We start from the raw sequence: 22,768 nt of genomic DNA on the forward strand, positions 1-22,768 counted from the left end.
CGTCCCCCGTTTTAAACGTGCCCCTTTCAGAGCATGCTTAAAAGTCGATACGCAGGGATAGGTCGATAGCACGCAGGTGCTTGGTCAAGCTGCCAGAGGAGATGTAATCGACTTCCAGCTCTGCCAGTTGCGCGATTCGCTCCCGATCGACACTGCCGGAAATTTCAATTTTCGCGCGCCCTTTGGCCAATACCAGAGCGCTGCGGGTATCTGCATCGTTGAATTCGTCGAGCATAATCACGTCGGCACCGCTATCGAGCGCCTGCTGCAGTTCCTCGAGGGTTTCCACCTCAACCTCTACCAGCGCATCCGGTTTGATGGTTCTCGCTTGGGCTACAGCCTTGTCGATACCGCCGGCCGCGGCGATGTGGTTTTCCTTGATAAGAAAAGCGTCGTAGAGGCCGATGCGGTGATTGTGGCAGCCACCACATAAAACGGCATATTTTTGCGCGCTGCGCAGGCCGGGAATGGTTTTGCGGGTGTCGAGGATTTTTACCTCGGTACCGGCAGCGCGGGCGGCAAATTCCGCGGCGGTAGTGGCGGTGCCCGATAGGGTTTGCAGAAAGTTAAGTGCGGTGCGCTCGCCGGTGAGGATTGTGCGGGCATTGCCCTCGAGTTCAAAAATCACACTATTGGCGGCGACTTTGTCGCCATCGGCAAAATGCCAGGTGAGTTGTAGCTCGGGATCTAGCTGGCGAAAGATCTCCTCAACCCAGGCACATCCGCTCAGAGTGCAGTCTTCGCGGGTGATCACGCGGGCGCGGGCACTGCGATCGGCTGGGATCAGCTGGGCTGTGATATCACCACTGCCAATATCCTCCTCCAGTGCCGTTCGCACAGCCCTTTGCAGGTCGGTCATGATGTTCGGGATGGTGGAGTCTTTAGGGTGCATTGGCAAACCTCGAAATAAACGCGCGGGCAGTTTACCAAAACCCACAGGATTTGGATTGCCTGGAGCCGAATGCCGCCGCACTTCACACAATTGTCTCGTTAGCAGCTGCCCCAACATTTCGCTGTGACAAGTGTCTCAAATGTGTCGCCAAACTGTGTCAATAGGGCGGTTATCATGGGTAAAATTCTCGCTGAATCGGTGTCGATGCAAGCGCGTGCTAACCTCCTCCTCACTATTCAACTCGCTTGCATTAAAAAGCTCGAAATCTGAGCAAAATCAAGAAGTTATTGGTTTTATTCGAGCAGAATGCCGACAAAATTTAATTAGAGTGGCAAGGTGTTGCTCTGCCCGTAGTCATCCTTTGATAGAAGTGGTGCGGGTAAAAAGTAAGGCTTGGTTATTTACCGCGACTCCCACGGCCAACAAGATTTAAGCCAGCGAATATTGAAAAGCCGGATGGTATTTGAAGGACCTCTTGGAAATGAGTGAATCCAGCAAGGTAGTTTCTCTCTCAGAAAAAAGTGCAGAGCGCTCGGCAGGGCTTACAGGCAAGCCCGCAGTACTGCCGTCGGCTGTTTCAATGTTGAAAGAGAAGGCTTGCGCTGAGCTGTTTGAGCGGGTTAAGTCACTATTTGGCAAAGTAGATGACTCACTTTTCGCTATGGCTGAGCGGGCCCATGGCCAAGAAGAGCAGGATGGCTTGTTCCAGGCTTTGCGCCTGTTGCGGGTTGAGCGGCGCAATATCGCCGAGCGCTTTATCGGTAGTGTGCAACAGGCTTTTCAGATTCGCCAGGAAGCTCAGGCCGAGGCCAGCTTCGCTTCGGATAACCTATCGCTGGTCCACAACGATGACCTCGAGCAATTGGTGGCCGCAGATACCATGGTGGCCAATGCGAAACGCGACTTCGCGGAATCTCTCACCGAGTTGTGCCTGCGCCTGGACACTCTCTATGCGGTAAAGGTCTACGACAAGAACAACCCGCTGGGTCCAGATGTGATCTGCGATGCCTTTGTGGAGGCTATCCAGCCCCTCGACCTGCATATCCGCGCCCGCCTTACCCTGTTAAAGAAGTTTGAGCAGCTTGTGATGCAACAGCTGCGGGGTTTTTACGAATTTTGCAACCAGTTGCTGGTGGAGCAGGGGGTATTGCCCTCCCTGAGGGAGCAGCAGCGCGCTGCGCGCCAGCGTTCTGTTTACAGTGCGCCCGGTCCAAGTGGCACCCAGGCTCGAGCGGATGCCAGCTCGGTTGCGGGTGAAGGTCAGGGCCAGATTGCCCAAGGGGTTCCGGTCAGTGGCCACTTTGCGCCGGGCCTTATACCAGCTACCGCGGGTATGGCGCCTATGCCGGCAGGGGATCTGCTCAGTCACCTGGGGGCCCTGCAAAACGGTGTTCATTATCAAGGCGGCGGTGCAGCTCAGCTTCTCAACGTGGGGGAGCTATTGCAGCAGCGTTTGGTGGAGGCCAACCAGGCAGCATCGTTGGCAAAAGTGGATAGCGATGTCATCAAACTGGTGGAGATGCTGTTCTCCTTCATTTTGGAAGACCGTAGCCTCGCCACTCCAATAAAAACTCTGTTGGGTCGGCTGCAATTGCCTTTGCTGAAGGTGGCTATCGCCGACAAATCCTTCTTCAGCAAAGGAGGCCATCCCGCGCGCAAGCTGCTCAACGAGCTCGCCGATGCGGCGACAGGTTGGCAGGCTCCTGAAAATTATGAATCCGACCCGCTCTACCGGGAGATTTCACAGATTGTTGAGCGCGCCCTGAATGAATTTGATCAGGACATCCATATCTTTTCGGCGTTGTTGGAATCCCTGCGTGAATTTATTGCCCGCGAGCGCAAGCGCGCGGAGATGCTCGAACGCCGAGTGGTGGACGAGGCCGATGGTCGCGCAAAAACCCAGGCTGCACGAGCACGGGTTGCCGCTGTGATGGATGCGTTGGTGGCGGAGCGGGATTTGCCACCGGTCGTGCAGGACTGGCTCAACAAGGTGTGGAATAACGTATTGTTCCTCACCTGCGTTAAAGAGGGTACCGACAGCGAGGCCTGGAGTCACGATGTGCGCACTGCTCGGGATCTGGTCTGGAGTGTGCAGGCACCGATGCCGGAGGCACGCAAACAACTTTTGAGCCTGCTGCCTTCTCTACAGGAGCGCCTGCGCGAAGGCATTGAGGCACTTTCCTATAACGCATTTGAGGCGCGCAGCCTGTTTGCCGGCCTTAAGGAAATTTACCGCGAACGCTTTGCCCTGGCGCAACGTTTAACGGAAGAGCGCGACCGCCAGGTTAAGGAACAGGTAGCACGGGAAGTCCAGGCGGCCACTGCTGTGGAGGCGGCTGTAGAAGACTCCACTGAAACCTCCGATGTAATCGCTGCTGTAGAGTCACAAACAGCCGAAGTCTTGCGGATTGATGATCCGGTGGAAGTCGAGAGCATCGAAGCCCAGGCGGAAGTTGCGGTGCCGCCAATGGAAGAGATAGAGCAGGCCGTTGCCCAGGCAGAGGTTGCTCCTGCCACTGAGGAGCAAGGGCTGGCACAACTCGCTGAGGACGATCCCCATTGGCAGATGACTTTCCGCTTGGCCCAGGGAAGCTGGTTCGAGTTGAAACGCTCCGAAGACGAGCAGTTCCGCTGCCGTTTGGCGGCGGTGATCCGCGATATCGACCAGTTTATTTTTGTAAACCGCAATGGCGCCAAGGTGGCGGAATTTGCGCGCTTGGAATTGGCCCATGCCTTGCGCTCGGCACAGTTGTTGCCCTTAGACGATGGTATGTTGTTCGAGCGCGCTCTGCAGTCGGTAATCGGCAATGTGCGCAAGAAGCGCAGTGAACAGCGTTAAGGAATAAAGAGCCAATTTATTATGCCCGGTGGTCTGCTGCCGGTTTTCTACTTCTGTCGCGTGACAGCTCCAAACAGGTTGGCATATCGATCAACGCTTCCATAAAATGGTTACTGCTGAAATCCCGAGCTATTCGGGGTGGTAGTTTTTTGGAGCGGAGATCGCAGATTGAAATATCAAGTGGATTCCGGCTGGTTATCCGGAGCGCGTCGGGTTCCCAGTCCTCACTGCAACAGCCGGCCAGAAGACTGCCCTGTGGACCTGCTGGTGATTCACAGTATCAGCCTGCCCCCTGGCCAGTACGGCGGCCCCTATATCGATACGTTTTTTCTGGGGCAGCTGGATATCGATGCCCACCCTTATTTTGCGGAAATTGCCGCTTTGCAGGTTTCTGCACATCTACTTATCGATCGCGATGGCATCGTTACCCAGTATGTGCCGCTGGATCGACGCGCCTGGCATGCGGGTAAATCGGAATTTAGGGGGCGCAGTAACTGCAATGACTTCTCTATTGGCATCGAGCTGGAGGGGTTGGATACGGATAGTTATACCGATGCCCAGTATTTGGCGCTGGCAGAGGTGACACGCGCCATTATGCAGGCCTACCCAGATATAGGGGTCGATAAAATTACCGGGCACTCCGATATCGCTCCTGGGCGCAAGTTAGATCCGGGACCGGGTTTTGACTGGACACGTTACCTGGAGGAAGTGCAGAAAATCACTGGGTAATCATGAGTGGTGTTTAGGCAGCATTACAATCGAGTTCCGGCACTATTGTGTCGGTAATTTAATTTCTCTACAGATTATTGCGGCAACGTTATGACCTTGCTGATTATTTTATTTACATTGGCCCTGGTACAAATTTGGGGATCGGGTGCGCCTTTGCACCGCGATCGTTGGTTCGATCGCTGGAGTGCCTATGTTGGGAGGCTTGCCCAGCTGCGTGAAAAAGAGGGTTTGCAGCTCGGGTTCAGCATCCTGCTACCGGTTCTGGCAGTGGCGCTGATAATGGTTCTAATAGAGTCTTCCTTCGGCGCTCTGGGGGTGCTGTTGCTGGGAGTTCCCCTGTTGCTCTACTGTCTGGGACGTGGAAATTTTAATGATATTTTGAGCGCTTATCTGCGCAGTTGGTATCGGGGTGATTTTAAAGGTGCCGCTGAAGCAGCGCGCCCCTTGTTACAGGACATTCATGAAGATGCTGCCGAGGGTGGACGCCTGCATGAACAGGTTTTTCGCGGTGCGGCATACTGTGCTTTTGAGCGGCTTTTTGCCGTATTGTTTTGGTTTATTTTACTGGGGATTCCCGGGGCGCTGTTGTTTCGTCTAAGTGCCCTGTATGCAGAACGGGCTCGGGGAACCGAAAGAGAGGCGACAGCTGCCCGCTGGCTGTGGCTGTTGGAGTGGGTACCTGTGCGGGTAATGGGACTCAGCTTTGCGATTGTCGGAAATTTTGCCGGTTGTTATCGGGCCTGGAGACAGTGCCTGATGTGTCGGGAGCGGGATACTGCCCAAGTGCTTGAAGCTTATCTCGAGGGCGCGTTGGGCGGCATTGACGCCAATGAGTGCAGTGCCACTGCAGACCTCTCCCATATCCAGCGTCAAAGTGGTGCGGAAATTGAGGGCTTACAGGCGTTGCTATCCAGATCCCTGTTGCTTTGGATTACCGTGCTGGCGTTGGTAGTCTTGTTTTTCTGAGTGTGAACATACACACCTTTCTGGATCAAAATCCTTTCAACTCTCCATTAAAAGGGAAAATTTTCTACCAGTTGCTTGACTTATAACCTGCCTCCAAGAAGATTGCGCCCGCTGCAGAGTCCCGGTCCTAGGCCTGGCTGCGGGCGACATATACTCATTGGAGGATATAGGGTTGAAGGTTTCATTACTGGAAGCGCAAATGCTGTCAGATCTCAGTGTGGGAAGTGGTGGCAATGCCGCAGCCTTGGTTGCCGGCCTGAGGGCTTATTTTCGCAGTGGAGTCACTGCAGAACTGGGCTGGAGGCGTCGGCAGTTGAGTCAGTTGCGCAAAATGCTCAGCGAAAACGAAGCCCGCTTTATTCATGCCCTGGGGGAAGACTTACACAAGGCTCCGCAGGAAGCCTATCTGACTGAGATCGCTTTCCTCTACAGTGATATCGATCATACCCTCAAGCGCTTAAAGCGCTGGGTTCGCCCGCGGAAAGTGTCCTCACCACTACTGACCCAGCCCGCAACTAGCTATATCCGTCCGGAACCTCTCGGAGTGGCTCTGATAATAGGCGCCTGGAACTATCCTTTGCAGTTGCTGCTATCGCCATTGGTTCCCGCAATCGCTGCGGGAAATTGCGCCGTGGTTAAGCCATCAGAGCTGGCACCCACTACCTCTCAATTGATCGCAGAGCTGTTGCCGAGCTATCTCGACCGCGATGCATTTGCCTGTGTTGAGGGCGCTGTAGCCGAGACCACTGAGCTGCTGGAGCAGCGCTGGGACCATATTATGTACACCGGCGGTGGCAGGGTCGGGAGAATTGTTATGGAGGCCGCAGCCAAACACCTGACGCCGGTCACTTTGGAACTCGGGGGAAAGAGCCCCTGTATCGTTGCGGACGATGCCGATATTGAGCTCGCCGCCCGTCGCATCGCTTGGGGTAAGTTCACCAATGCAGGGCAGACCTGTATCGCACCGGATTATGTACTGTGCACTCAGCATACCGCCGATTTATTGGTACCGGCTATTCAACAGGCGTTGATAGCAATGTTCGGCGAGAACTCACAGAAGAGTCCTGACTATGGGCGTATCGTCAATAGCCGGCATACGCTGCGCCTGGCGGATCTTCTCAGTGGTGGAGATGTTATCTATGGCGGTGATGTGGATGTTGAAGAGTGTTATATGGCACCGACTTTGATGCGCTGTGTCAATCTTGAGGCGCCAGTGATGCAGGAGGAGATATTCGGGCCAATTCTGCCGGTGGTCGAGCTGGATGAGTTCGGAAAAGTGGAGGCATTTGTTAATCAACGGGAAAAACCGCTGGCCTTGTATGTCTTTACCAAAAGCGATGACTTGGCCGATCGCATTGTCTCAAGCTGTAGCTCCGGTAACGCCTGTGTGAATGACTGCATGATGTTTATGTTGGCCCAGGATCTGCCGTTTGGCGGAGTGGGAGCCAGCGGAATGGGCTGTTATCACGGAGAGCATGGTTTTAAAACCTTCAGTCACTACAAGGCCGTAATGAAGCGCAAGAATATTTTGGATTTCAATCTGCGCTATGCCCCTTTCAATAAACGAAAATTCAGCTTGTTGAGAATGTTGCAGAAGTAGAGCCGCCGGGGCTTGTGGCTGGAAGAGGGAAATTTACTGGTTTTTTAGGGGAGTGAATTGGTACATTCAGCAAAAATTATTTAGACAAGAAAACCATGCTATCGGACCGTAACGACCTGCCCACCAGCGCGGATGTTTTTTGCGCTGCTCAAACTATTTCTGGCTCTGTTCATAGAACACCACTCATTCGCTCCCAATTACTCGACCAAGTAGGGGGCGCTAATCTCTGGTTCAAATGCGAGCACCTGCAGAAAGTGGGTGCTTTCAAGGCCCGCGGTGCCACCAACGCCCTTGCCAATCTGCCTGATGGGGTACAACTGGTGGCAACCCACTCCTCGGGAAATCACGGCGCAGCCCTGGCATGGGCGGCAGCTGAGCGCGGCCTGCCCTGTATAGTTGTGATGCCAGAGACGGCGCCCAAGGCCAAGCGAGTGGCTGTGCAGAGTTACGGTGCCAAAATTATCAGTTGTGGTCCCAGCCAAACCGAGCGTGAAGCCGCATTGCAAGCAGTAGTAGAGGAGACTGGTGCCCATGTGGTTCCGCCTTTTGATGACAGCCGCATTATCGCGGGGCAGGGCACCGTTGCGTTGGAAATGATGCAGCAGTGTCGCGATCGGGGTTTTACTCCTGATGTGATCCTGGCCCCGGTAGGGGGTGGGGGGTTGCTGGCAGGTATCGGCCTGGCCATGACGGCTCTTGCACCGGATGTGTTGGTGATTGGCGCTGAACCCGCAGGTGCTGATGATGCCCAAAGGTCTTTACGCGGTGGGGTGCATATCACCACCCAGCAGCCCAATACCATTGCCGATGGTCTGCGCACCACACTGGGACGCAGGAATTATCCCGTGATTCGTCGCACGGTGCGGGATATTGTGACAGTTTCTGAAAATGGTATCGTGCGGGCAATGGAACTGTTGTGGACGCGTACCAAGCAATTGGTGGAACCCTCTGCGGCGGTTGGCCTGGCCGCGGTGCTTGAGCACGGTGCGCGCTTTCGCAATAAGAATGTTGCGATAGTCCTCACGGGCGGCAATATGGACCTGGATAGGGCCTCGAACCTATTGGCTGGTGTAGAAGAATAACGGTATAGAAGAATAAACATGGGAGCATTGGAAATGAATATAGGATTTCGCCGTTTTAGTTACCGCAAACTCAGTAAAGGCCTACTGGCATCAGCACTTTTCCTGGCGACAATGGCTGCGCAAGCAGGGCAGCTGACCCTCTCTTCCAGCTCCCTGAAACCCGGTGGGAAGATGCCGCTGGCCCACGTGTATAGCGGATGTGGTGGGGAGAACCTCTCTCCCCAGTTGAGCTGGAGTGGCGCGCCGGAGGGAACTAAAAGCTATGCGGTGATGGTCTATGATCCCGATGCGCCTACTGGCAGCGGTTGGTGGCACTGGGTGATGTTTAATATCCCCGCTGATGTAACCAGCTTGCCGGAGGGCGCGGGTGACCTTAAAAACGGCTTGATACCTGAGGCGGTTCAGGGGCGCAATGATTATGGCAACCCCGGTTATGGGGGTGCCTGTCCTCCAAAAGGTCACGGCGATCACCGCTATCGATTCCGGGTTTATGCCCTGAAAGTGGATTCTTTGCCGCTGGATGAGAATTCCTCCCCCGCCAAGGTAGGCTTCAATGTAAACGCCAATAAATTGGCGGAGGCCGAACTTGAGGTTCTGTGGGGCCACTAAATTGCCCAAGCTTCGGTAAAGAAAAAATAATGAGCTGATTGAGTGGCCTGTGGGCTTTGGGAGTGAACTTGGAAAACATGCAGCAGAACTTAACCTGGGGGCAGACACTGCGGGTTTACCTGAAGCCCAAAGTCCTCACCATGTTTTTCCTTGGTTTCTCGGCCGGACTCCCCTTACTGCTGGTTTTTTCCACTCTGACCGCCTGGCTGCGCGATTACGGTGTGAGTCGCACAGCCATCGGTTTTTTTGCCTGGGTGGGTATCACCTTTTCCATCAAGGTGTTGTGGGCACCGATCATCGATCACCTGCGTCTGCCTTCTCCAATTGCGCGCCTGGGTAAACGCCGCAGTTGGATGCTGGTCTCCCAACTAGGTATAGCTCTTGGGCTTATGGGAATGTCCAGCGTAAACCCACAATTGGCCCTGACCGAAGTGGCCCTACTCGCCCTGTGGGTGGCATTTTGCTCGGCTTCGCAGGATGTCGCTATTGATGCCTATCGAATCGAAGCGATCGATGAAAATTATCAGGGCGCCATGGCGGCGAATTACGTCTTTGGCTATCGAGTAGCGATGCTGGTGGCAGGGGCTGGTGCGCTCTATATCGCGGATATTGCCAGCTGGTCGGTATCTTACCTGGCGATGGCGGGACTGATGGGCATTGGTGTGATCACCACATTGGCGATTGCCGAGCCCGATCATTCCCAGGTCAATCGCGAGGCGGAGGGCATGCAGAGTGCATGGGTCGAGCGCCTGCTTGGCAAAGGAGAGCACAGCCGTCTTAAAGAGTGGTTCATTCGAGCGGTGGCCTGCCCGTTTATTGAATTCTTCCAGCGTAATGGTCGTTTTGCCCTCGTTTTGTTGATTTTTATCGGCATATTCCGCCTCAGCGATATTGCCATGGGCATCATGGCGAATCCCTTTTACTTGGATTTGGGATTTACCAAGACCGAAATCGCCGAGATCAGTAAGGTTTTTGGGTTTTTCTGCACGGTCCTCGGTTCGTTTCTCGGTGGCCTATTCGTCGTGCGCTACGGCATTATGCGCCCCCTGATCCTCGGCGCGGTGATGGTCGCGTGTACCAACCTCCTGTTTGCCCAGCTCGCGCTTATCGGCCCGGACAAGGCCTGGCTGGCTTTGGTGATCAGTGCCGACAATATCAGCGGGGGCATCGCCAACGCGGTTTTGATTGCTTATCTCTCCAGCCTGGCGAACAAGGCTTATACAGCCACGCAGTACGCCTTGTTTAGCTCCCTGATGACGTTGCCCGGTAAATTTATCAGTGGCTTCTCTGGCATAGTGGTCGATGCTCAGGGCTATGCTCATTTCTTTATTTACGCCGCCCTGATGGGGTTGCCAGCTGTCCTACTTGCCATCTACCTCTGGCGTAGGGAAAAGCGTGACTGGCGTGGAGAGCAGCCTCAGCCTGGCTAGGGGCTGCTCAAGGTAGTTCAGGGCAGGCATTGACTCGTTTTTCCCATCCTTCTTCCCGTCGAATTCTTTTTGAATTTCTTGGTGGTCGCTGAAAGCGACCCCCAGCGTTTTTAGTGGTTTTCAGTTTGTGCACTAGATAGTTGCTGACTCCGGGCATTTTCGTTGGCTTGTGTCTATGTTGGTGGAGGGGAAACCCACTCCTTTTCCTGCGCATAGTCATTGCTGCCTCCCCCATGAGGACTACCGGATTTGTTTACGGTAATTGGCACATTTTCAATGCAGAGTTAACGAATAAACACGACAAACTATGTCCCACGAAACAGTCAGGGAAGCGATATTTAACCGGAGAATGCTGATCTGTATCGGCACCGGCTTTTCCTCGGGGATGCCGTTGTTTGTACTGATACAGTTGGTGCCCGCTTGGCTCAGAACCGAGGGAGTGGACCTGGCGACGATTGGTATTTTCTCCCTACTGGGATTGCCCTATACCTGGAAGTTTCTCTGGGCGCCGCTTATGGAGCGCTACGCTTTCCCGATATTAGGGAGGCGGCGGGGGTGGATGCTGGTGATGCAGCTCCTGCTGATCGTCTTTATTGGCGCACTGGGGATGTTCAACCCCCAATTTAATATTTGGACGATTGCAGCCCTGTGCTTCGGCGTCGCCTTTTTTAGCGCCAGCCAGGATATTGTTCTGGATGCCTTTCGCCGGGAAATCCTACCAGACTGGGAGTTGGGACTCGGCAACTCTTTTCACGCCAACGCTTACCGCATTTCCGGCTTAGTGCCGGGGTCTCTCAGCTTAATTCTCTCTGATCACCTGGCCTGGGGGCAGGTGTTTTGGGTGACGGCGGCCTTTATGCTGATTGCGGTATTTATGACCTTAATGGTTTCCGAACCGCAGCACCCTGCCGCGCGACCAAGATCACTACGTGAAGCCATCGTTTTGCCTTTTGTGGAGTTTTTTAGTCGCAATGGCGTCAGGCATGCCGTCTTGGTATTGGCCTTTATGTTTCTGTATAAGTTGGGCGATAGCATGGCTACTGCCCTGGCGACGCCTTACTACCTGGATATGGGCTATTCCAATACGGATATTGGTATTGTCGCTAAAAATGCCGGGCTTTGGCCGGCGGTAATTGGTGGCTTTCTCGGCGGGCTGTTAATCGTGCGCATCGGCATTAATAAATGCCTGTGGATTTTCGGGGTTATTCAGCTTGTTTCGATCTTTGGTTTTATGATTCTGGCCCAGGCCAATGAGGGCTTGGTGGGTACCCCCGGGTTCAAGCCCAGCCTCTGGTTACTGGCAGTGGTTATTGCTTTTGAATACTTGGGGGTGGGGCTTGGAACCGCAGTGTTTATTGCCTTTATTGCTCGAACCACGAGTAAATTGCATACCGCGACACAATTAGCGCTCTTTACGGCGCTGACCTCCCTGCCCAGAACTTTTGCCAATGCCTCTACGGGCTATTTGGTGGAGTCTATGGGTTGGATCAACTTCTTCTTGCTGTGCGCCGCTCTTGCGGTTCCAGGGATGTTGTTACTCTTTGCCGTGGCCCCGTGGAAGGGGGAGGGCGAAGAAGCCTGATATTGCGGGCCATATCGCTCTTTAGCTTGTTCGTCGGACAGGCTCCCCTAGGGCTTCCACCGGTATCTAGCCATATCCACTCGCCCTTTGAGAAAGCTAACCCCCTCCTTCTGTAGTCGCTCCCGCTGGCGCGAGGCCCCGGGCTCGGGCAGGGAGATACGTCCCTGGGCGTTGATGACTCTGTGCCAAGGGAGATTTGTGTCTTTGGGTAACTTCCTCAGTTGTTGGCCGGCGAGTCGAGCTGCTCTGGGAAAGCCGGCCATTTCTGCCAAATCCCCATAAGTGACTACATAGCCACTTGGGATTGAGGCCAAAACGCGACATATTCTGGCAAGTGCACTGCTAGTTTGTTCTTCGCTCACTAAATCTCTCCACTTAACCACTTATCGGAAGTTTGCCTCAGTTTGCAGCAATTGGTGCCGAATAGGCTATAAATGCGTATCTAAAGCTGCCGTGCCCGTTTTTTCCTTTTGCTTGTTGAGTAGTAACGGCGTGCCAGATTATTGACAGTTATGGCATTATTGCAGCTTGTTTCGTTTTTTTTAGAACGGTTTTCACTGTTGGTTCACCCAGAAACTTTAAGGTCCTCCTGTGGTTCTATCGACACGCTTGTCTAAGTTTTTCACGCAAACTCTTTTCTGCCTGGCCCCTTTGTCACTCCATGCCGGTGTGCTCACCCTTGAGAACGGTGATCGTATTCAGGGAGAGTTGGTGCTGGTTGATAGCGAGCAGGTAATTTGGAAGTCCGAAACTTTTGGCCAGGTCAAAGTTGATAAGTCCAAAGTTGTTTCTATGGATGTCGATACCGACTTGAAAATTGCCGGGCGCGATGAGCCTTGTACCCTGGCGGGGCATCACCAGGAACAATGGGAAGTCTATTGTGCCGAGGGGGATGGTTGGCTGATTGATTTTCCCGGTGTTGAGCGCGCCGAACCCTATCCCCACTTTGTCAGTAACCCGGTGGTATTCCATGGCAATGTCAGTGCGGGCGGGGTCTTCGAATCCGGCAACCGTGAGCGCGAAGATCTAGATGCAAATATTAATCTGGATGTGCGTCACGGAGATTTCCATCACTTGCTCAGTGCCCTATATCAGAATCAGGACAGTGAAGCCGACGGTGACCTGGAAAAATATCAGTTCACTTATGATCTCCGCTGGATCTTTGCGGAAAAATGGTTTGCCGCAGCGAACACAGCGCTCGAACATGAAGAAGCGCGAAACTTAGACTTGGGCACCACGATGGGTCTCGGTCTGGGTTACTTGTTTTACGATACCGATAAAACCGCTTTTTCCCTGGAAGGCGGTGTCAGTAGCCTGCAGGAAGACTTTATCGATGCAGAACTGAGCGAAGGCCAGGATGACCAGTATGTTGCGGGTCGCATAGCGATGAATTATCGCTATAAATTTTCCCTCGGCCCGGAAATTTACTTCGACCAGGAAACACTGCAATCCTTTGATCACGGTGATGACTATCAGGCGAATGCCAAAGTCGGGGTGCGCACCCCATTGGTGGAAGGTGTTTTAATGGAAATTGGCTATCAGTGGCAATACGACAATACCCCGTCACTGGAGAGTGAAAAAGAAGATACCAAGGTAACCGTGGGTGTCGGTTATGAATGGTAAGATTTTGCTGGCACATTCTGTTAGGGAAGGTGTCAGGGCACAACCGCAATAAAATATTAAAAAATAAGGAGTTCATCATGCAGATTGCCGGCAGCATAGTGGCGATTACTGGCGCGGGCCAAGGTTTGGGACGTGCAATGGCAGAATACTTGGCTGCGCGCGGAGCCCGGCTGGCATTGATCGATGTCAACGAGGACGGTCTCAAGCAGAGCGTTGCCGCTTGTGAGCAGCACGGCGCCGAGGCGCGTAGCTATGTGCTCAATGTCGCCAATGAAGAAGAGGTGGACAAGGGCTTTCTGCAAATTGCCGAGGACTTCGGTGGCCTGCAGGTGCTGATCAATAATGCCGGTATTATGCGCGATGGCCTGTTGCTGAAATGTAAAGAAGGCAAAGTGACCGACCGAATGTCTCTAGCTCAGTGGCAATCGGTCATTGATGTGAACCTGACCGGTGTTTTCCTCTGTGGTCGAGCGGCTGCGGGGATTATGGCGGAGAGTGGCAAAGGCGGGGTAATGATTAATATCTCCAGTCTTTCCCGTGCCGGCAATATGGGGCAAACCAATTACTCTGCCAGTAAGGCGGGGGTTGCCGCAATGACAGTAACCTGGGCCCGCGAACTGGCCCGCTACGGTGTACGGGTGGCCGCAATTGCCCCGGGTTTTATCGGCACCGATATGGTTGCGCAGATGCGCCCAGAGATCCTGGATAGCCTGGTAAAACAGGTGCCGCTGCGCCGTCTCGGGGATCAGGATGAGATTGCCTCCACCGTTACCTTCATCCTGGAAAATGACTTTATCACTGGTCGTGTTCTAGATGTTGATGGTGGTGCGCGTCTCTAGTAGCTAGTAGCCCAGAGATCTAGTTAAAAGGGTGAACACTGTTCACCCTTTTAACCTATTCCCTCCCCAATCCTGATATTTCCCCCTGACCTAAGTCTAATTCAGGCTATTTCAATAGCCGACTCATGGCTTATTTTTTGTGCTTCCCTGTTTACTCAGTTGGCTAAATCTCTTGCGAAAGATTAGATAGATTATTAAGCAGACAACGATCCATACAATAGTGGACATGACTTCGTGGAAAACAGTCTTGTTGAGCGATAAATGAAAGTCTCTGAATAAAAAACCTTTTATCATTGTGATCCAGGCGAGAAGCATCTTGCTCATATGTAAAGCCCACCAGGGCCTGCCGGAAATATGAGGACGAAAAGTAAAGGTATAAACGTCGAACGCGGCAAAAATCAACATGATTGCTGATGGGACAAGAAAGATATTGGCATAGCTGGGGTGATGGCCAATGTCATACAAGAACACCTGGAAATAAAAAATGGCTACCCAGGCAGCCACCAGGGTCAATAGCCAATCGAAAAGGCTGGAAGTAATACGGTCATCTTTTGAGTGTTTGGTTCTAGGCCAGATGCGATAAGCGGAAAATATTGCATAGCAGAATATAGAAATTAGCCCAAGCAATAAAAGATCCGGATGCGTGTTGTACACATAGGCGGTATCTATCTGATATCTGGGAATATCTGCTTTCAGGTGTGGGACAATGAATGGGTTAAAAAGCATTAATATTGCGCTACCAGAAAATATAACGGCTAGTAACAATGAGGTTATACCGCAGGCGCGGTGGTAGATGCTCCCTTTCTTCATCAATATGGTCAGCGGGATAGCAAGAACAGTGAGGACAATCGCTGTGAAGGTGTGAATTTGTATCAGCAGCTTTAGGCCATTAGTAGTTTCAAATAAGAAATGCATTGTAGGAAATCCTTAACCAGTGAGGCTGGCCTGTAGGATAGGTAGGGCGCTTGATGAAGAGGGCAAGAGCTGGGTGGCTGTCTTTTGGCCAGTCACCCGTGCTCAATTTTAAATGTGTTTATATTCGCATGGATAGGCGTTGTATTTGCTCAGCAAATACGTTCCACCCCACCGGTGCGATTATTGGAAAACATCCATTGCCACAATTGCAGCCTTCGCGATCTGAATGTTGCAGCGCTGGTTAATAAATAAAATCGCCACATGCGAGAAAACTTTCTTCCGTAACGATCTGCAAAGCGGGGCCAGTTGCGTTCAAAATTCTCATGCCAGGCCAAGAGTGTTTTGTCGTAATCCGGCCCGAAATTATGTAAATCTTCACTGGTGAAAATTCCCTGCGCAGCTTGGGATATTCGCACTGCTGTTGGTATTTCGCCATTTGGGAAAATATATTTTTCGAACCAGGGGTCGGTATTGGTGGGCTTGGATTTACCGATGGTGTGCAGGAGCAAAATACCGTCTTTCTTCAAGCAGCGCTTACCGACTTCCATAAAGGCTTTATGATTTTTGTGGCCCACATGCTCGAACATGCCAACACTGGCAATGCGGTCAAAACGCTCATTAAGAGCACGGTAATCCTGCAGGTGTACCTTAATAGGCAGATTGGCATAGCGTTCCGAAGCATAAGCCCGCTGTTCGCGGGATATGGTGATACCAACACACTCTACCTGGTATTTTTGCGCGGCATAGCCAATCAGGCTTCCCCAGCCACAGCCGATATCCAGCAGTTTCATACCGGGCTCTAATTGCAGTTTACGGCATATGAGGTCCAGCTTGGCCTCCTGGGCCTCATCCAGGGTTTGCGCATCTTTCCAGTAACCGCAACTGTAGGTGAGGCGGCTGTCGAGCATGGCTGCGTAAAATTCATTGCCGAGATCGTAGTGGTGTTCGCCCACTTCGAAGGCCCGATTGCGGCTTTGCAGATTGATGCAATAGCTGCGCAGATAGCGCCAGGTGTTGCGCCAGGTTTTCATATGACGATCTAGGTCCGCCTTGATCACACGGGTCATAAACTGATCTAAAGCTGGCACATCCCAGTCGCCACGCATATAGGTCTCGCCTAACCCCAAGCTTTGGCGTGCGACAATCTCGTCCAGCGCTTCTTCCCGGTGCAGCTGGATGTCCCAGGGTCTGTCACCATTAATTCGAACATCGGCCTCGGCCAAAATATCATCGACTAAATGTCGGCTGCGACCAATGGTTGGTGCCTCCAAGGCATCCTGCTGTTCGCTTGCCATCTAAGCCTCCCTCTCTCCCGGTTATTGTGGGGTTGAATATGGCGCCCTTGAATAATTTGCCTCGCCACTCCATTTACTTCAGCATATCGACAACACCTCTAGCTCCTTCTCGCCCTTATAGTTGGGATGGGCTTTTAGATCAGGAATTCTCTCTATGCGTCCCTTGCTGCTTCTATTTATAGTCCTACCTGTACTTGAAATGTGGGTGTTAATCACCGTAGGGAGAGAAATCGGCGCCTTGCCTACCATTGGGCTGGTATTTTTGACGGCCATCGTTGGTGTAACCCTCTTGCGTCGCCAGGGGTTGTCGACCCTGATGAGGGCTCAGGAGAAGATGCGCACCGGTGATATTCCCGCCAAAGAGATGGTCGAGGGGATTTTTCTCGCTGTGGGCGGCGCGCTGCTGCTGACCCCTGGATTTATCACCGATGCCATCGGGTTTGCCTGCCTGATACCGGGGTTGCGCCAACTGCTACTGGGAAGACTGTTGCGTCATGTCACCATAGTCCACCCCGGTGGTCCCCACAGATCCGACTCCAGTCAGCGGGGTCCAGATATCATCGAGGGAGAGTTTTCACGAGACAAGAGAAAGTCTAGAGAGCAGGTGGATCACAAGCACGATAAAGACTGATTTGGTTAAATAGTGCACATTTTTTCTCTTCATCCGGTACTTTTGCAGTTTTTTCACAGAAGAGTGTTGAAATCTATTCTCGCGCCCATAGATAGGGAGCAACTCTGAATTAAACCCCGCCCCTGATAACCAGGGAGGGGTGAGGTTACTGGTCCCTAGGGCTGGTACCGCCGATGTTGAAAAAACCTTAAAAAAACGACTCAATGGAGAACTTATCCATGAAAATTCGTCCTTTACACGACCGCGTCGTAGTACGCCGTAAGGAAGAAGAAGCGATGTCAGCTGGCGGTATCGTGCTGCCAGGCGCTGCCAAAGAAAAGCCGAACCAAGGTGAAGTGGTAGCCGTGGGTGAGGGCAAGCAGCTGGACAATGGCGACGTTCGCGCACTGTCTGTGAAGGTAGGTGACACTGTTGTTTTCGGTCGCTATGCCGACAGCAATACCCTCAAGGTGGACGGCGAAGAGCTGATCATCATGAGCGAAGGTGACATCTACGGCGTGTTGGAAGGCTAAGGCCAGCCTTTAACTTTACTCGCAAAAAGAATTTGAGGAATAAGAATCATGGCAGCTAAAGACGTAATTTTCGCTGACGACGCTCGTCAGAAAATGCTGAAAGGCGTAAACATCCTGGCAGACGCCGTTAAAACTACCCTGGGTCCTAAAGGCCGCAACGTAGTTCTGGACAAGTCCTTCGGTGCTCCTACCGTAACTAAAGACGGTGTTTCCGTAGCCAAAGAAATCGAACTGAAAGACAAGTTCGAAAACATGGGTGCGCAAATGGTGAAGGAAGTTGCTTCCAAAGCTTCCGACACTGCTGGTGACGGCACCACCACTGCTACTGTTCTGGCTCAGGCTATCGTAACCGAAGGCCTGAAGTCCGTAGCTGCTGGTTTCAACCCAATGGACCTGAAGCGCGGTATCGACAAAGCCGTGGTTGCTGCTGTTGAGCACATTGCGAGCCTGTCCACTCCTTGCGCCGACACCAAGTCTATTGCTCAGGTAGGTACTATCTCCGCTAACAGCGACGAGAGCGTTGGTACCATCATTGCTGAAGCCATGGAAAAAGTTGGCAAAGAAGGCGTTATCACCGTTGAAGAAGGTTCCGGCCTGGAAAACGAGCTGGACGTAGTAGAAGGTATGCAGTTCGACCGCGGCTACCTGTCTCCTTACTTCATCACCAACCAAGAGAACATGACTGCCGAGCTGGACAATCCGTTCATCTTGCTGGTAGACAAGAAAATCTCCAATATCCGTGACCTGCTGCCCCTGCTGGAGCAAGTAGCTAAAGCTTCCAAGCCGCTGCTGATCATCGCTGAAGACGTAGAAGGTGAAGCACTGGCTACTCTGGTTGTAAACAGCATGCGCGGTATCGTTAAAGTAGCTGCTGTTAAAGCGCCTGGTTTCGGCGACCGTCGTAAAGCCATGCTGCAGGACATCGCTATCCTGACTGGCGGCACTGTGATTTCTGAAGAAGTTGGCCTGGAACTGGAAGGTACTACTCTGGAGCACCTGGGTACTGCCAAGCGCGTAACCTTGTCCAAAGAAAACACTGTAATCGTTGACGGTGCTGGCGATGTTAAAGACATCGAAGCGCGCGTTGGCCAGATCCGTGCGCAGATCGAAGAGTCTTCTTCCGACTACGACAAAGAGAAGCTGCAAGAGCGCGTAGCCAAGCTGGCTGGCGGTGTTGCGGTAATCAAAGTAGGCGCCGCTACTGAAGTAGAAATGAAAGAGAAGAAAGCCCGCGTTGAAGACGCACTGCACGCTACCCGCGCTGCAGTAGAGGAAGGCGTAGTACCTGGCGGTGGTACCGCTCTGGTTCGCGCTACCCAGGTTATCTCTGTAACTGGCGACAACGAAGACCAGAACCACGGCATCGCTGCAGCCCTGCGCGCTATGGAAATGCCTCTGCGTCAGATCGTTGCCAACGCCGGTGACGAAGCTTCCGTAGTTGTTGACAAGATCAAGCAAGGCGAAGGCAACTTCGGTTACAACGCTGCTACTGGTGAGTACGGCGATATGCTGGAAATGGGTATCCTGGACCCGGCTAAAGTAACTCGCTCTGCACTGCAAGCGGCTGCTTCTATCGCTGGCCTGATGATCACCACTGAAGCCATGGTTGCAGAAATCCCGGAAGACAAGCCGGCTGCTCCTGACATGAGCGGCATGGGTGGTATGGGTGGTATGGGCGGCATGATGTAAGCCGGCCGTTTAGCCTACCTAAAAAGCCCCGCAAATGCGGGGTTTTTTTTTGAATAATAAAAATATGAGCAATAGATAAGAGCCAGTTTTTATTGTAGTGCGCAGTACAAAGCAGTATGAATTCAGTAACAGGCCAAGGGTTTCCACTTAAATTTTTTGGCTGTGCCTTAAACCCTATGACTTCAGCATGTTCAGTAAGAAGCTCAACCGTGCCCTTGAGTATGTCATCGTTAGGTGGAGTTTTAGCTGTAATTTATGTAATAGGCAGGAAACAAAGATCGCTGACTGAAGATATACACTGTAGAGATTGGAAGTGGCAACCATTGGGAGTGTATAGGTCGATAGCTTAATTTTAAAAGTTGACTGATTTGCTGGTAAGCCCTACAGGTACAACCCCTGATGAGAATACTAGGGTGCTTTTTAGGAATAAGAACACACTAAGGGGCCTCTGAATAACTCCGTTGAAGCAATCATTGCCATTTACTAAAAAGGGGGAAGGAAAGAATACACTGCGCTCGGGACCGTATGAGGCATGGATGCCGATTACGAGCTTACAGGGATGTATTCACAGTGCGTCTTGAGCGCAGTGTATTCTTTCCTTCTGACCCAGTAGTATATATGTATATTAAATATATTTAATGTTCAATCCAGCCTGACGTTAAGCTGCTCTTTTAAACTCTTTCTCATTAAATGAGAGGAAAGAGTAGATATGTTAACGCCAAAAGGTAACCTTGTGCTGGCTATATGTCTTGCCGTGCTAGGCTGTAAAGATTCGACTAACTCTAATCAGGGTGTGGCATCAGAATCAAAAGCGCCACAAGATGGCTTCACTCAAACAGAGAAAGGTTTTTTTGCGTATTATACTCGTGTTAATTCACCAGATATCCCAGAAAAAATCTCAGGCCCCTATGCCGATGTCATTGTCAACATCGATGGAAAAGGCAAATTTGTTTTTTCACGCGAACATAGTTATAGACCTGTTTGGCATTTTACGGGTGGTTCGACACCTGTTGGCCATTTGGCTGATATTCCTGCTGAAGTAGATGTACGGTTTGATAAGTCTAATGATTTTTCCTTTGTTCGTATTTTAGAGCAGACAGATAAAAAAGTTGTCATTCATTGGCGCTACTTTCCTGAAGCCGATGCATTGAAAGGAAGAGATCCCGAAGGGGTGGTTCACGAGATATTTACCATCACTCACGATGGCAGTGTCACGCGTTTATATCGCCCGGGCACTGATAGCATTACAGATTGGAAGGCGGGTAAAGGGTCTGTACTTCAAACCATGCGCCTCACGGAAAGCGGTATTGTTGATGTGCATGAAGAGCCTGGTTCCTTGGTGTTAGATGCTGCAGATATTAATAAGAGAGCGATTGTTAACCGTTCACTCCCAGATCAACCTATAGCGTACTGGAAGTTTGATGAAGGGGAGGGCGCTAGTACTACCGATAGTCTGAATTCAGCTACAGGTTATATTGACAGTCATGGTGGTGATTGGATTGGTGGGGTATCTGGTTCGGCGCTCTTTTTAGATGGTTACAGGTCTGCTGTGGTTGTAGCGCAGGATGAAATTCCTAAACTAAGTAATTCTGTTTCTATTGAAGCTTGGATCAATCTAGCGGCATATCCTTGGAACAATGCACCTATCATTCACCAGTCGAAGGAGGTAGGAAAAGAGGGCTTCTATTTTGGAGTAAACTCCAGTGGAAAGCTGTTGTTTACTGCGAATGGTAAAACACTAGTCTCCCAAAGTGTCATTCCAAGGAATCAATGGGTTCAGGTTGGCGTTTCAGCGGGAAATAATGTATCCCTGTTTATCAACGGGATAGCGGATAAAAGTCAGGCCTTAAATATAGATCTATCAACTCCTGATATGCCATTAATAATTGGCATGAATCAATCAGCGTTACCTGCTACCGATGGGGTACGGGAAGGTGAAGTTGATGAGTTCAATCATTTCTCGAGTCTATTTGGTATTGAAGGAGCAGTTGATGAAATCGCTCTTTATAATCGAGCACTAACCGCTAAGGAGTTTACCGATACCTATAATGGCTTTATATCTGTATTAAAAAGTGATCCTGACTCAAGCTACAAAAAGCGACAACTGCCTGATCTGGAAAAATACCCGCAAAAATTTGGTGGCATCTATACAAAATTAGAATTTAATGATGCTTGGGATAATATGTGGAGAGTGACAGAGAACGAGGATATTGTCGTCCGATTCGATGATAAGCCAATTAGCTATGTTTATTGGCGAGGAACTTCTCATGGTATGAACCTCGTAACAGATAATCGATGGATGTCTGACCAGAGTGTTGAACTGATAATACCAGACCCGGATGACCCTGAAACACCAGCTTCAGTTTTCAATCCAATCGTCTCTTTGGCCGAGCATATGTCTGATAAAGCGGCCTTACGCACTCATGTTCGCATGATTGAAAATACACCTGCGCGGGTTAAAGTTCACTGGCGTTATGCTGCGGCAGATGTATTTGATCTACCTGTAATGAATACTGCTTATATTGATGAGGTGCATACAATTTACCCCGATGGTGTAGCAATCCGGGATGTGTTTTATCACCCCGCGGCTGATGAAGGGGGGATTGAATTTTATCAGGACTTTCAATGGCTGCTAGGTCCGGGTCAAAAAGCTGAAGACTTTTTGAATTACAATGCGGTTTCAATTTCAGGTCTTACAGGTGAAAGTTTTGATGTCCTATATCCTAGGCCGGATAATGATCAGACGCCTTTGCCTGGTAATATTGCTGTTCTGAATAGCCAAACTAACTGGAAGGTCTTCGGAGTAAGTCAGGGCGGAGGTTTCTTCCCCTCCTCTAATGAGGAAAGCTCAGAGTATATTGACTTCTTGGGTAGTGTTTTCCCCTTTGCGGGGCCGTGGAATCATTGGCCGGTGGCACAAATCCCTTCAGATGGTCGATTTTCTGTTAGCAACGATCGAGTATCTCACTTTGCAGTCGGGAATCTTGAAGCTTTTGAGTATGGTACGGGATCTATGATGTACGGTTTTACCCAGGGTACCCCAACAGATCTACAAGGTTTGGCAAAATCATGGATCTCTCCGCCTAAAATGAATGCTATCAAGGGCGCTGACAGTAATACGGTCACTTATATTACTGACGAGCGAGCTTATAGACTGACAGCTTCAAAAGCAGCAAATGAAATATCCCTGATGGTAAAGGCCAGTGATACAAATCCTTTACAGAACCCGACATTAGTTGTTCGCCAATGGGGATCAAATGAACTCCCACAGGTAAAATATAATGGTCAAATTTTAACTGAAGCAAAAACAGGTATTATCAGGGATACAGATGGCACTCAAAGTTTAATCATATGGCTACCTGTGGCAGCAACTTCAGACGTAACTATTGATATTAAACCAAATCTTGATGTAAACGGTTAATCCTAGTGATTCTTAGTTTAAATTGAGTGAGTAATTAGAAAGGCAGCTATCCTGAAGGATAGCTGCCTTTGGAACAGCTAACTTTTCTTCAACGTTAAGGTATAAACGTGTCCT

Annotated in this window: 18 protein-coding genes; 14 read left to right on the forward strand and 4 right to left on the reverse strand. The window is 51.2% G+C overall.

Annotated elements, in window-relative coordinates; translation table 11 throughout:
* Positions 1–37: 37 nt before the first annotated feature.
* A complete protein-coding gene (gene nadC / locus FIU95_RS05250) occupies positions 38–892 on the reverse strand; it encodes a carboxylating nicotinate-nucleotide diphosphorylase (protein WP_253868869.1) in 855 nt (284 codons plus the stop codon).
* Positions 893–1,373: 481 nt separating this feature from the next.
* Here nadC and FIU95_RS05255 point away from each other — a divergent pair, with 481 nt between their 5' ends.
* The 8 genes from FIU95_RS05255 (at position 1,374) to FIU95_RS05290 (ending at position 11,729) form a co-directional block, all read left to right on the forward strand.
* Positions 1,374–3,731, forward strand: coding sequence for a DUF1631 domain-containing protein (locus FIU95_RS05255; RefSeq protein WP_152452178.1), 2,358 nt, complete (start codon positions 1,374–1,376; stop codon positions 3,729–3,731).
* A 168-nt stretch (positions 3,732–3,899) separates the two neighbouring features.
* A complete protein-coding gene (gene ampD, locus FIU95_RS05260; RefSeq protein WP_152452180.1) occupies positions 3,900–4,460 on the forward strand; it encodes a 1,6-anhydro-N-acetylmuramyl-L-alanine amidase AmpD in 561 nt (186 codons plus the stop codon).
* A 90-nt stretch (positions 4,461–4,550) separates the two neighbouring features.
* The gene (gene ampE, locus FIU95_RS05265; RefSeq protein ID WP_152452182.1) at positions 4,551–5,426 is read left to right on the forward strand and encodes a regulatory signaling modulator protein AmpE; all 876 of its coding nucleotides are present in this window, start codon (positions 4,551–4,553) and stop codon (positions 5,424–5,426) included.
* Between the two features lie 172 nt (positions 5,427–5,598).
* The gene (locus tag FIU95_RS05270; RefSeq protein ID WP_216646304.1) at positions 5,599–7,026 is read left to right on the forward strand and encodes an aldehyde dehydrogenase family protein; all 1,428 of its coding nucleotides are present in this window, start codon (positions 5,599–5,601) and stop codon (positions 7,024–7,026) included.
* A 95-nt stretch (positions 7,027–7,121) separates the two neighbouring features.
* Positions 7,122–8,108, forward strand: coding sequence for a threonine/serine dehydratase (locus FIU95_RS05275; protein WP_152452184.1), 987 nt, complete (start codon positions 7,122–7,124; stop codon positions 8,106–8,108).
* A 33-nt stretch (positions 8,109–8,141) separates the two neighbouring features.
* Entirely contained in the window at positions 8,142–8,717 is a 576-nt protein-coding gene (locus FIU95_RS05280) for a YbhB/YbcL family Raf kinase inhibitor-like protein (RefSeq protein WP_305848665.1), read from the forward strand.
* A gap of 77 nt (positions 8,718–8,794) precedes the next feature.
* Positions 8,795–10,147: an AmpG family muropeptide MFS transporter gene (locus tag FIU95_RS05285; RefSeq protein WP_152452188.1), complete on the forward strand. Its 1,353-nt coding sequence runs from the start codon at positions 8,795–8,797 to the stop codon at positions 10,145–10,147.
* Positions 10,148–10,454: 307 nt separating this feature from the next.
* Positions 10,455–11,729 (forward strand): AmpG family muropeptide MFS transporter, encoded by a 1,275-nt coding sequence (locus FIU95_RS05290; protein ID WP_152452190.1) that lies wholly within the window; start codon positions 10,455–10,457, stop codon positions 11,727–11,729.
* A gap of 47 nt (positions 11,730–11,776) precedes the next feature.
* Here FIU95_RS05290 and FIU95_RS05295 read toward each other — a convergent pair whose 3' ends face one another.
* Positions 11,777–12,091 (reverse strand): MGMT family protein, encoded by a 315-nt coding sequence (locus FIU95_RS05295; protein WP_152452192.1) that lies wholly within the window; start codon positions 12,089–12,091, stop codon positions 11,777–11,779.
* 247 nt (positions 12,092–12,338) lie between these two features.
* On the opposite strand from FIU95_RS05295, the gene FIU95_RS05300 reads away from it, so the two are divergent.
* Together FIU95_RS05300 and FIU95_RS05305 are read left to right on the forward strand one after the other, a co-directional pair.
* Positions 12,339–13,352, forward strand: a complete 1,014-nt coding sequence (locus FIU95_RS05300; protein ID WP_253868871.1) for a DUF481 domain-containing protein — start codon at positions 12,339–12,341, stop codon at positions 13,350–13,352.
* A 77-nt stretch (positions 13,353–13,429) separates the two neighbouring features.
* The gene (locus FIU95_RS05305; RefSeq protein WP_152452196.1) at positions 13,430–14,191 is read left to right on the forward strand and encodes an SDR family oxidoreductase; all 762 of its coding nucleotides are present in this window, start codon (positions 13,430–13,432) and stop codon (positions 14,189–14,191) included.
* A 123-nt stretch (positions 14,192–14,314) separates the two neighbouring features.
* Here FIU95_RS05305 and FIU95_RS05310 read toward each other — a convergent pair whose 3' ends face one another.
* Together FIU95_RS05310 and cfa are read right to left on the reverse strand one after the other, a co-directional pair.
* A complete protein-coding gene (locus tag FIU95_RS05310; RefSeq protein WP_152452198.1) occupies positions 14,315–15,106 on the reverse strand; it encodes a hypothetical protein in 792 nt (263 codons plus the stop codon).
* A gap of 149 nt (positions 15,107–15,255) precedes the next feature.
* Positions 15,256–16,401 carry a cyclopropane fatty acyl phospholipid synthase gene (gene cfa, locus FIU95_RS05315; RefSeq protein ID WP_152452200.1) on the reverse strand — a complete coding sequence of 382 codons (1,146 nt, stop codon included), beginning with the start codon at positions 16,399–16,401 and terminating at the stop codon, positions 15,256–15,258.
* Between the two features lie 154 nt (positions 16,402–16,555).
* On the opposite strand from cfa, the gene FIU95_RS05320 reads away from it, so the two are divergent.
* From FIU95_RS05320 to FIU95_RS05335, 4 genes are all read left to right on the forward strand, one after another.
* Positions 16,556–17,032 carry an FxsA family protein gene (locus FIU95_RS05320; RefSeq protein WP_152452202.1) on the forward strand — a complete coding sequence of 159 codons (477 nt, stop codon included), beginning with the start codon at positions 16,556–16,558 and terminating at the stop codon, positions 17,030–17,032.
* Between the two features lie 218 nt (positions 17,033–17,250).
* Entirely contained in the window at positions 17,251–17,544 is a 294-nt protein-coding gene (gene groES / locus FIU95_RS05325) for a co-chaperone GroES (protein ID WP_152452204.1), read from the forward strand.
* Positions 17,545–17,592: 48 nt separating this feature from the next.
* On the forward strand, positions 17,593–19,233 hold the full coding sequence (gene groL, locus FIU95_RS05330) for a chaperonin GroEL (protein ID WP_152452206.1): 1,641 nt from the start codon (positions 17,593–17,595) through the stop codon (positions 19,231–19,233).
* Between the two features lie 709 nt (positions 19,234–19,942).
* Positions 19,943–22,654 carry a LamG domain-containing protein gene (locus FIU95_RS05335; protein ID WP_152452208.1) on the forward strand — a complete coding sequence of 904 codons (2,712 nt, stop codon included), beginning with the start codon at positions 19,943–19,945 and terminating at the stop codon, positions 22,652–22,654.
* The last annotated feature ends 114 nt before the right edge of the window (positions 22,655–22,768 follow it).

Source organism: Microbulbifer sp. THAF38, assembly GCF_009363535.1.
Lineage (GTDB): Bacteria > Pseudomonadota > Gammaproteobacteria > Pseudomonadales > Cellvibrionaceae > Microbulbifer.

What these genes read in the sequence shown, in the direction of transcription:
- FIU95_RS05305 (WP_152452196.1), top strand. Translation starts at nt 13,430, where the DNA reads ATGCAGATTGCCGGCAGCATAGTGGCGATTACTGGCGCGGGCCAAGGT.
- groES (WP_152452204.1), top strand. Translation starts at nt 17,251, where the DNA reads ATGAAAATTCGTCCTTTACACGACCGCGTCGTAGTACGCCGTAAGGAA.
- FIU95_RS05310 (WP_152452198.1), bottom strand. Translation starts at nt 15,106, where the DNA reads ATGCATTTCTTATTTGAAACTACTAATGGCCTAAAGCTGCTGATACAA.
- FIU95_RS05290 (WP_152452190.1), top strand. Translation starts at nt 10,455, where the DNA reads ATGTCCCACGAAACAGTCAGGGAAGCGATATTTAACCGGAGAATGCTG.
- cfa (WP_152452200.1), bottom strand. Translation starts at nt 16,401, where the DNA reads ATGGCAAGCGAACAGCAGGATGCCTTGGAGGCACCAACCATTGGTCGC.
- FIU95_RS05285 (WP_152452188.1), top strand. Translation starts at nt 8,795, where the DNA reads ATGCAGCAGAACTTAACCTGGGGGCAGACACTGCGGGTTTACCTGAAG.
- FIU95_RS05280 (WP_305848665.1), top strand. Translation starts at nt 8,142, where the DNA reads ATGAATATAGGATTTCGCCGTTTTAGTTACCGCAAACTCAGTAAAGGC.
- FIU95_RS05320 (WP_152452202.1), top strand. Translation starts at nt 16,556, where the DNA reads ATGCGTCCCTTGCTGCTTCTATTTATAGTCCTACCTGTACTTGAAATG.
- FIU95_RS05255 (WP_152452178.1), top strand. Translation starts at nt 1,374, where the DNA reads ATGAGTGAATCCAGCAAGGTAGTTTCTCTCTCAGAAAAAAGTGCAGAG.
- nadC (WP_253868869.1), bottom strand. Translation starts at nt 892, where the DNA reads ATGCACCCTAAAGACTCCACCATCCCGAACATCATGACCGACCTGCAA.
- ampE (WP_152452182.1), top strand. Translation starts at nt 4,551, where the DNA reads ATGACCTTGCTGATTATTTTATTTACATTGGCCCTGGTACAAATTTGG.
- groL (WP_152452206.1), top strand. Translation starts at nt 17,593, where the DNA reads ATGGCAGCTAAAGACGTAATTTTCGCTGACGACGCTCGTCAGAAAATG.
- FIU95_RS05335 (WP_152452208.1), top strand. Translation starts at nt 19,943, where the DNA reads ATGTTAACGCCAAAAGGTAACCTTGTGCTGGCTATATGTCTTGCCGTG.
- FIU95_RS05275 (WP_152452184.1), top strand. Translation starts at nt 7,122, where the DNA reads ATGCTATCGGACCGTAACGACCTGCCCACCAGCGCGGATGTTTTTTGC.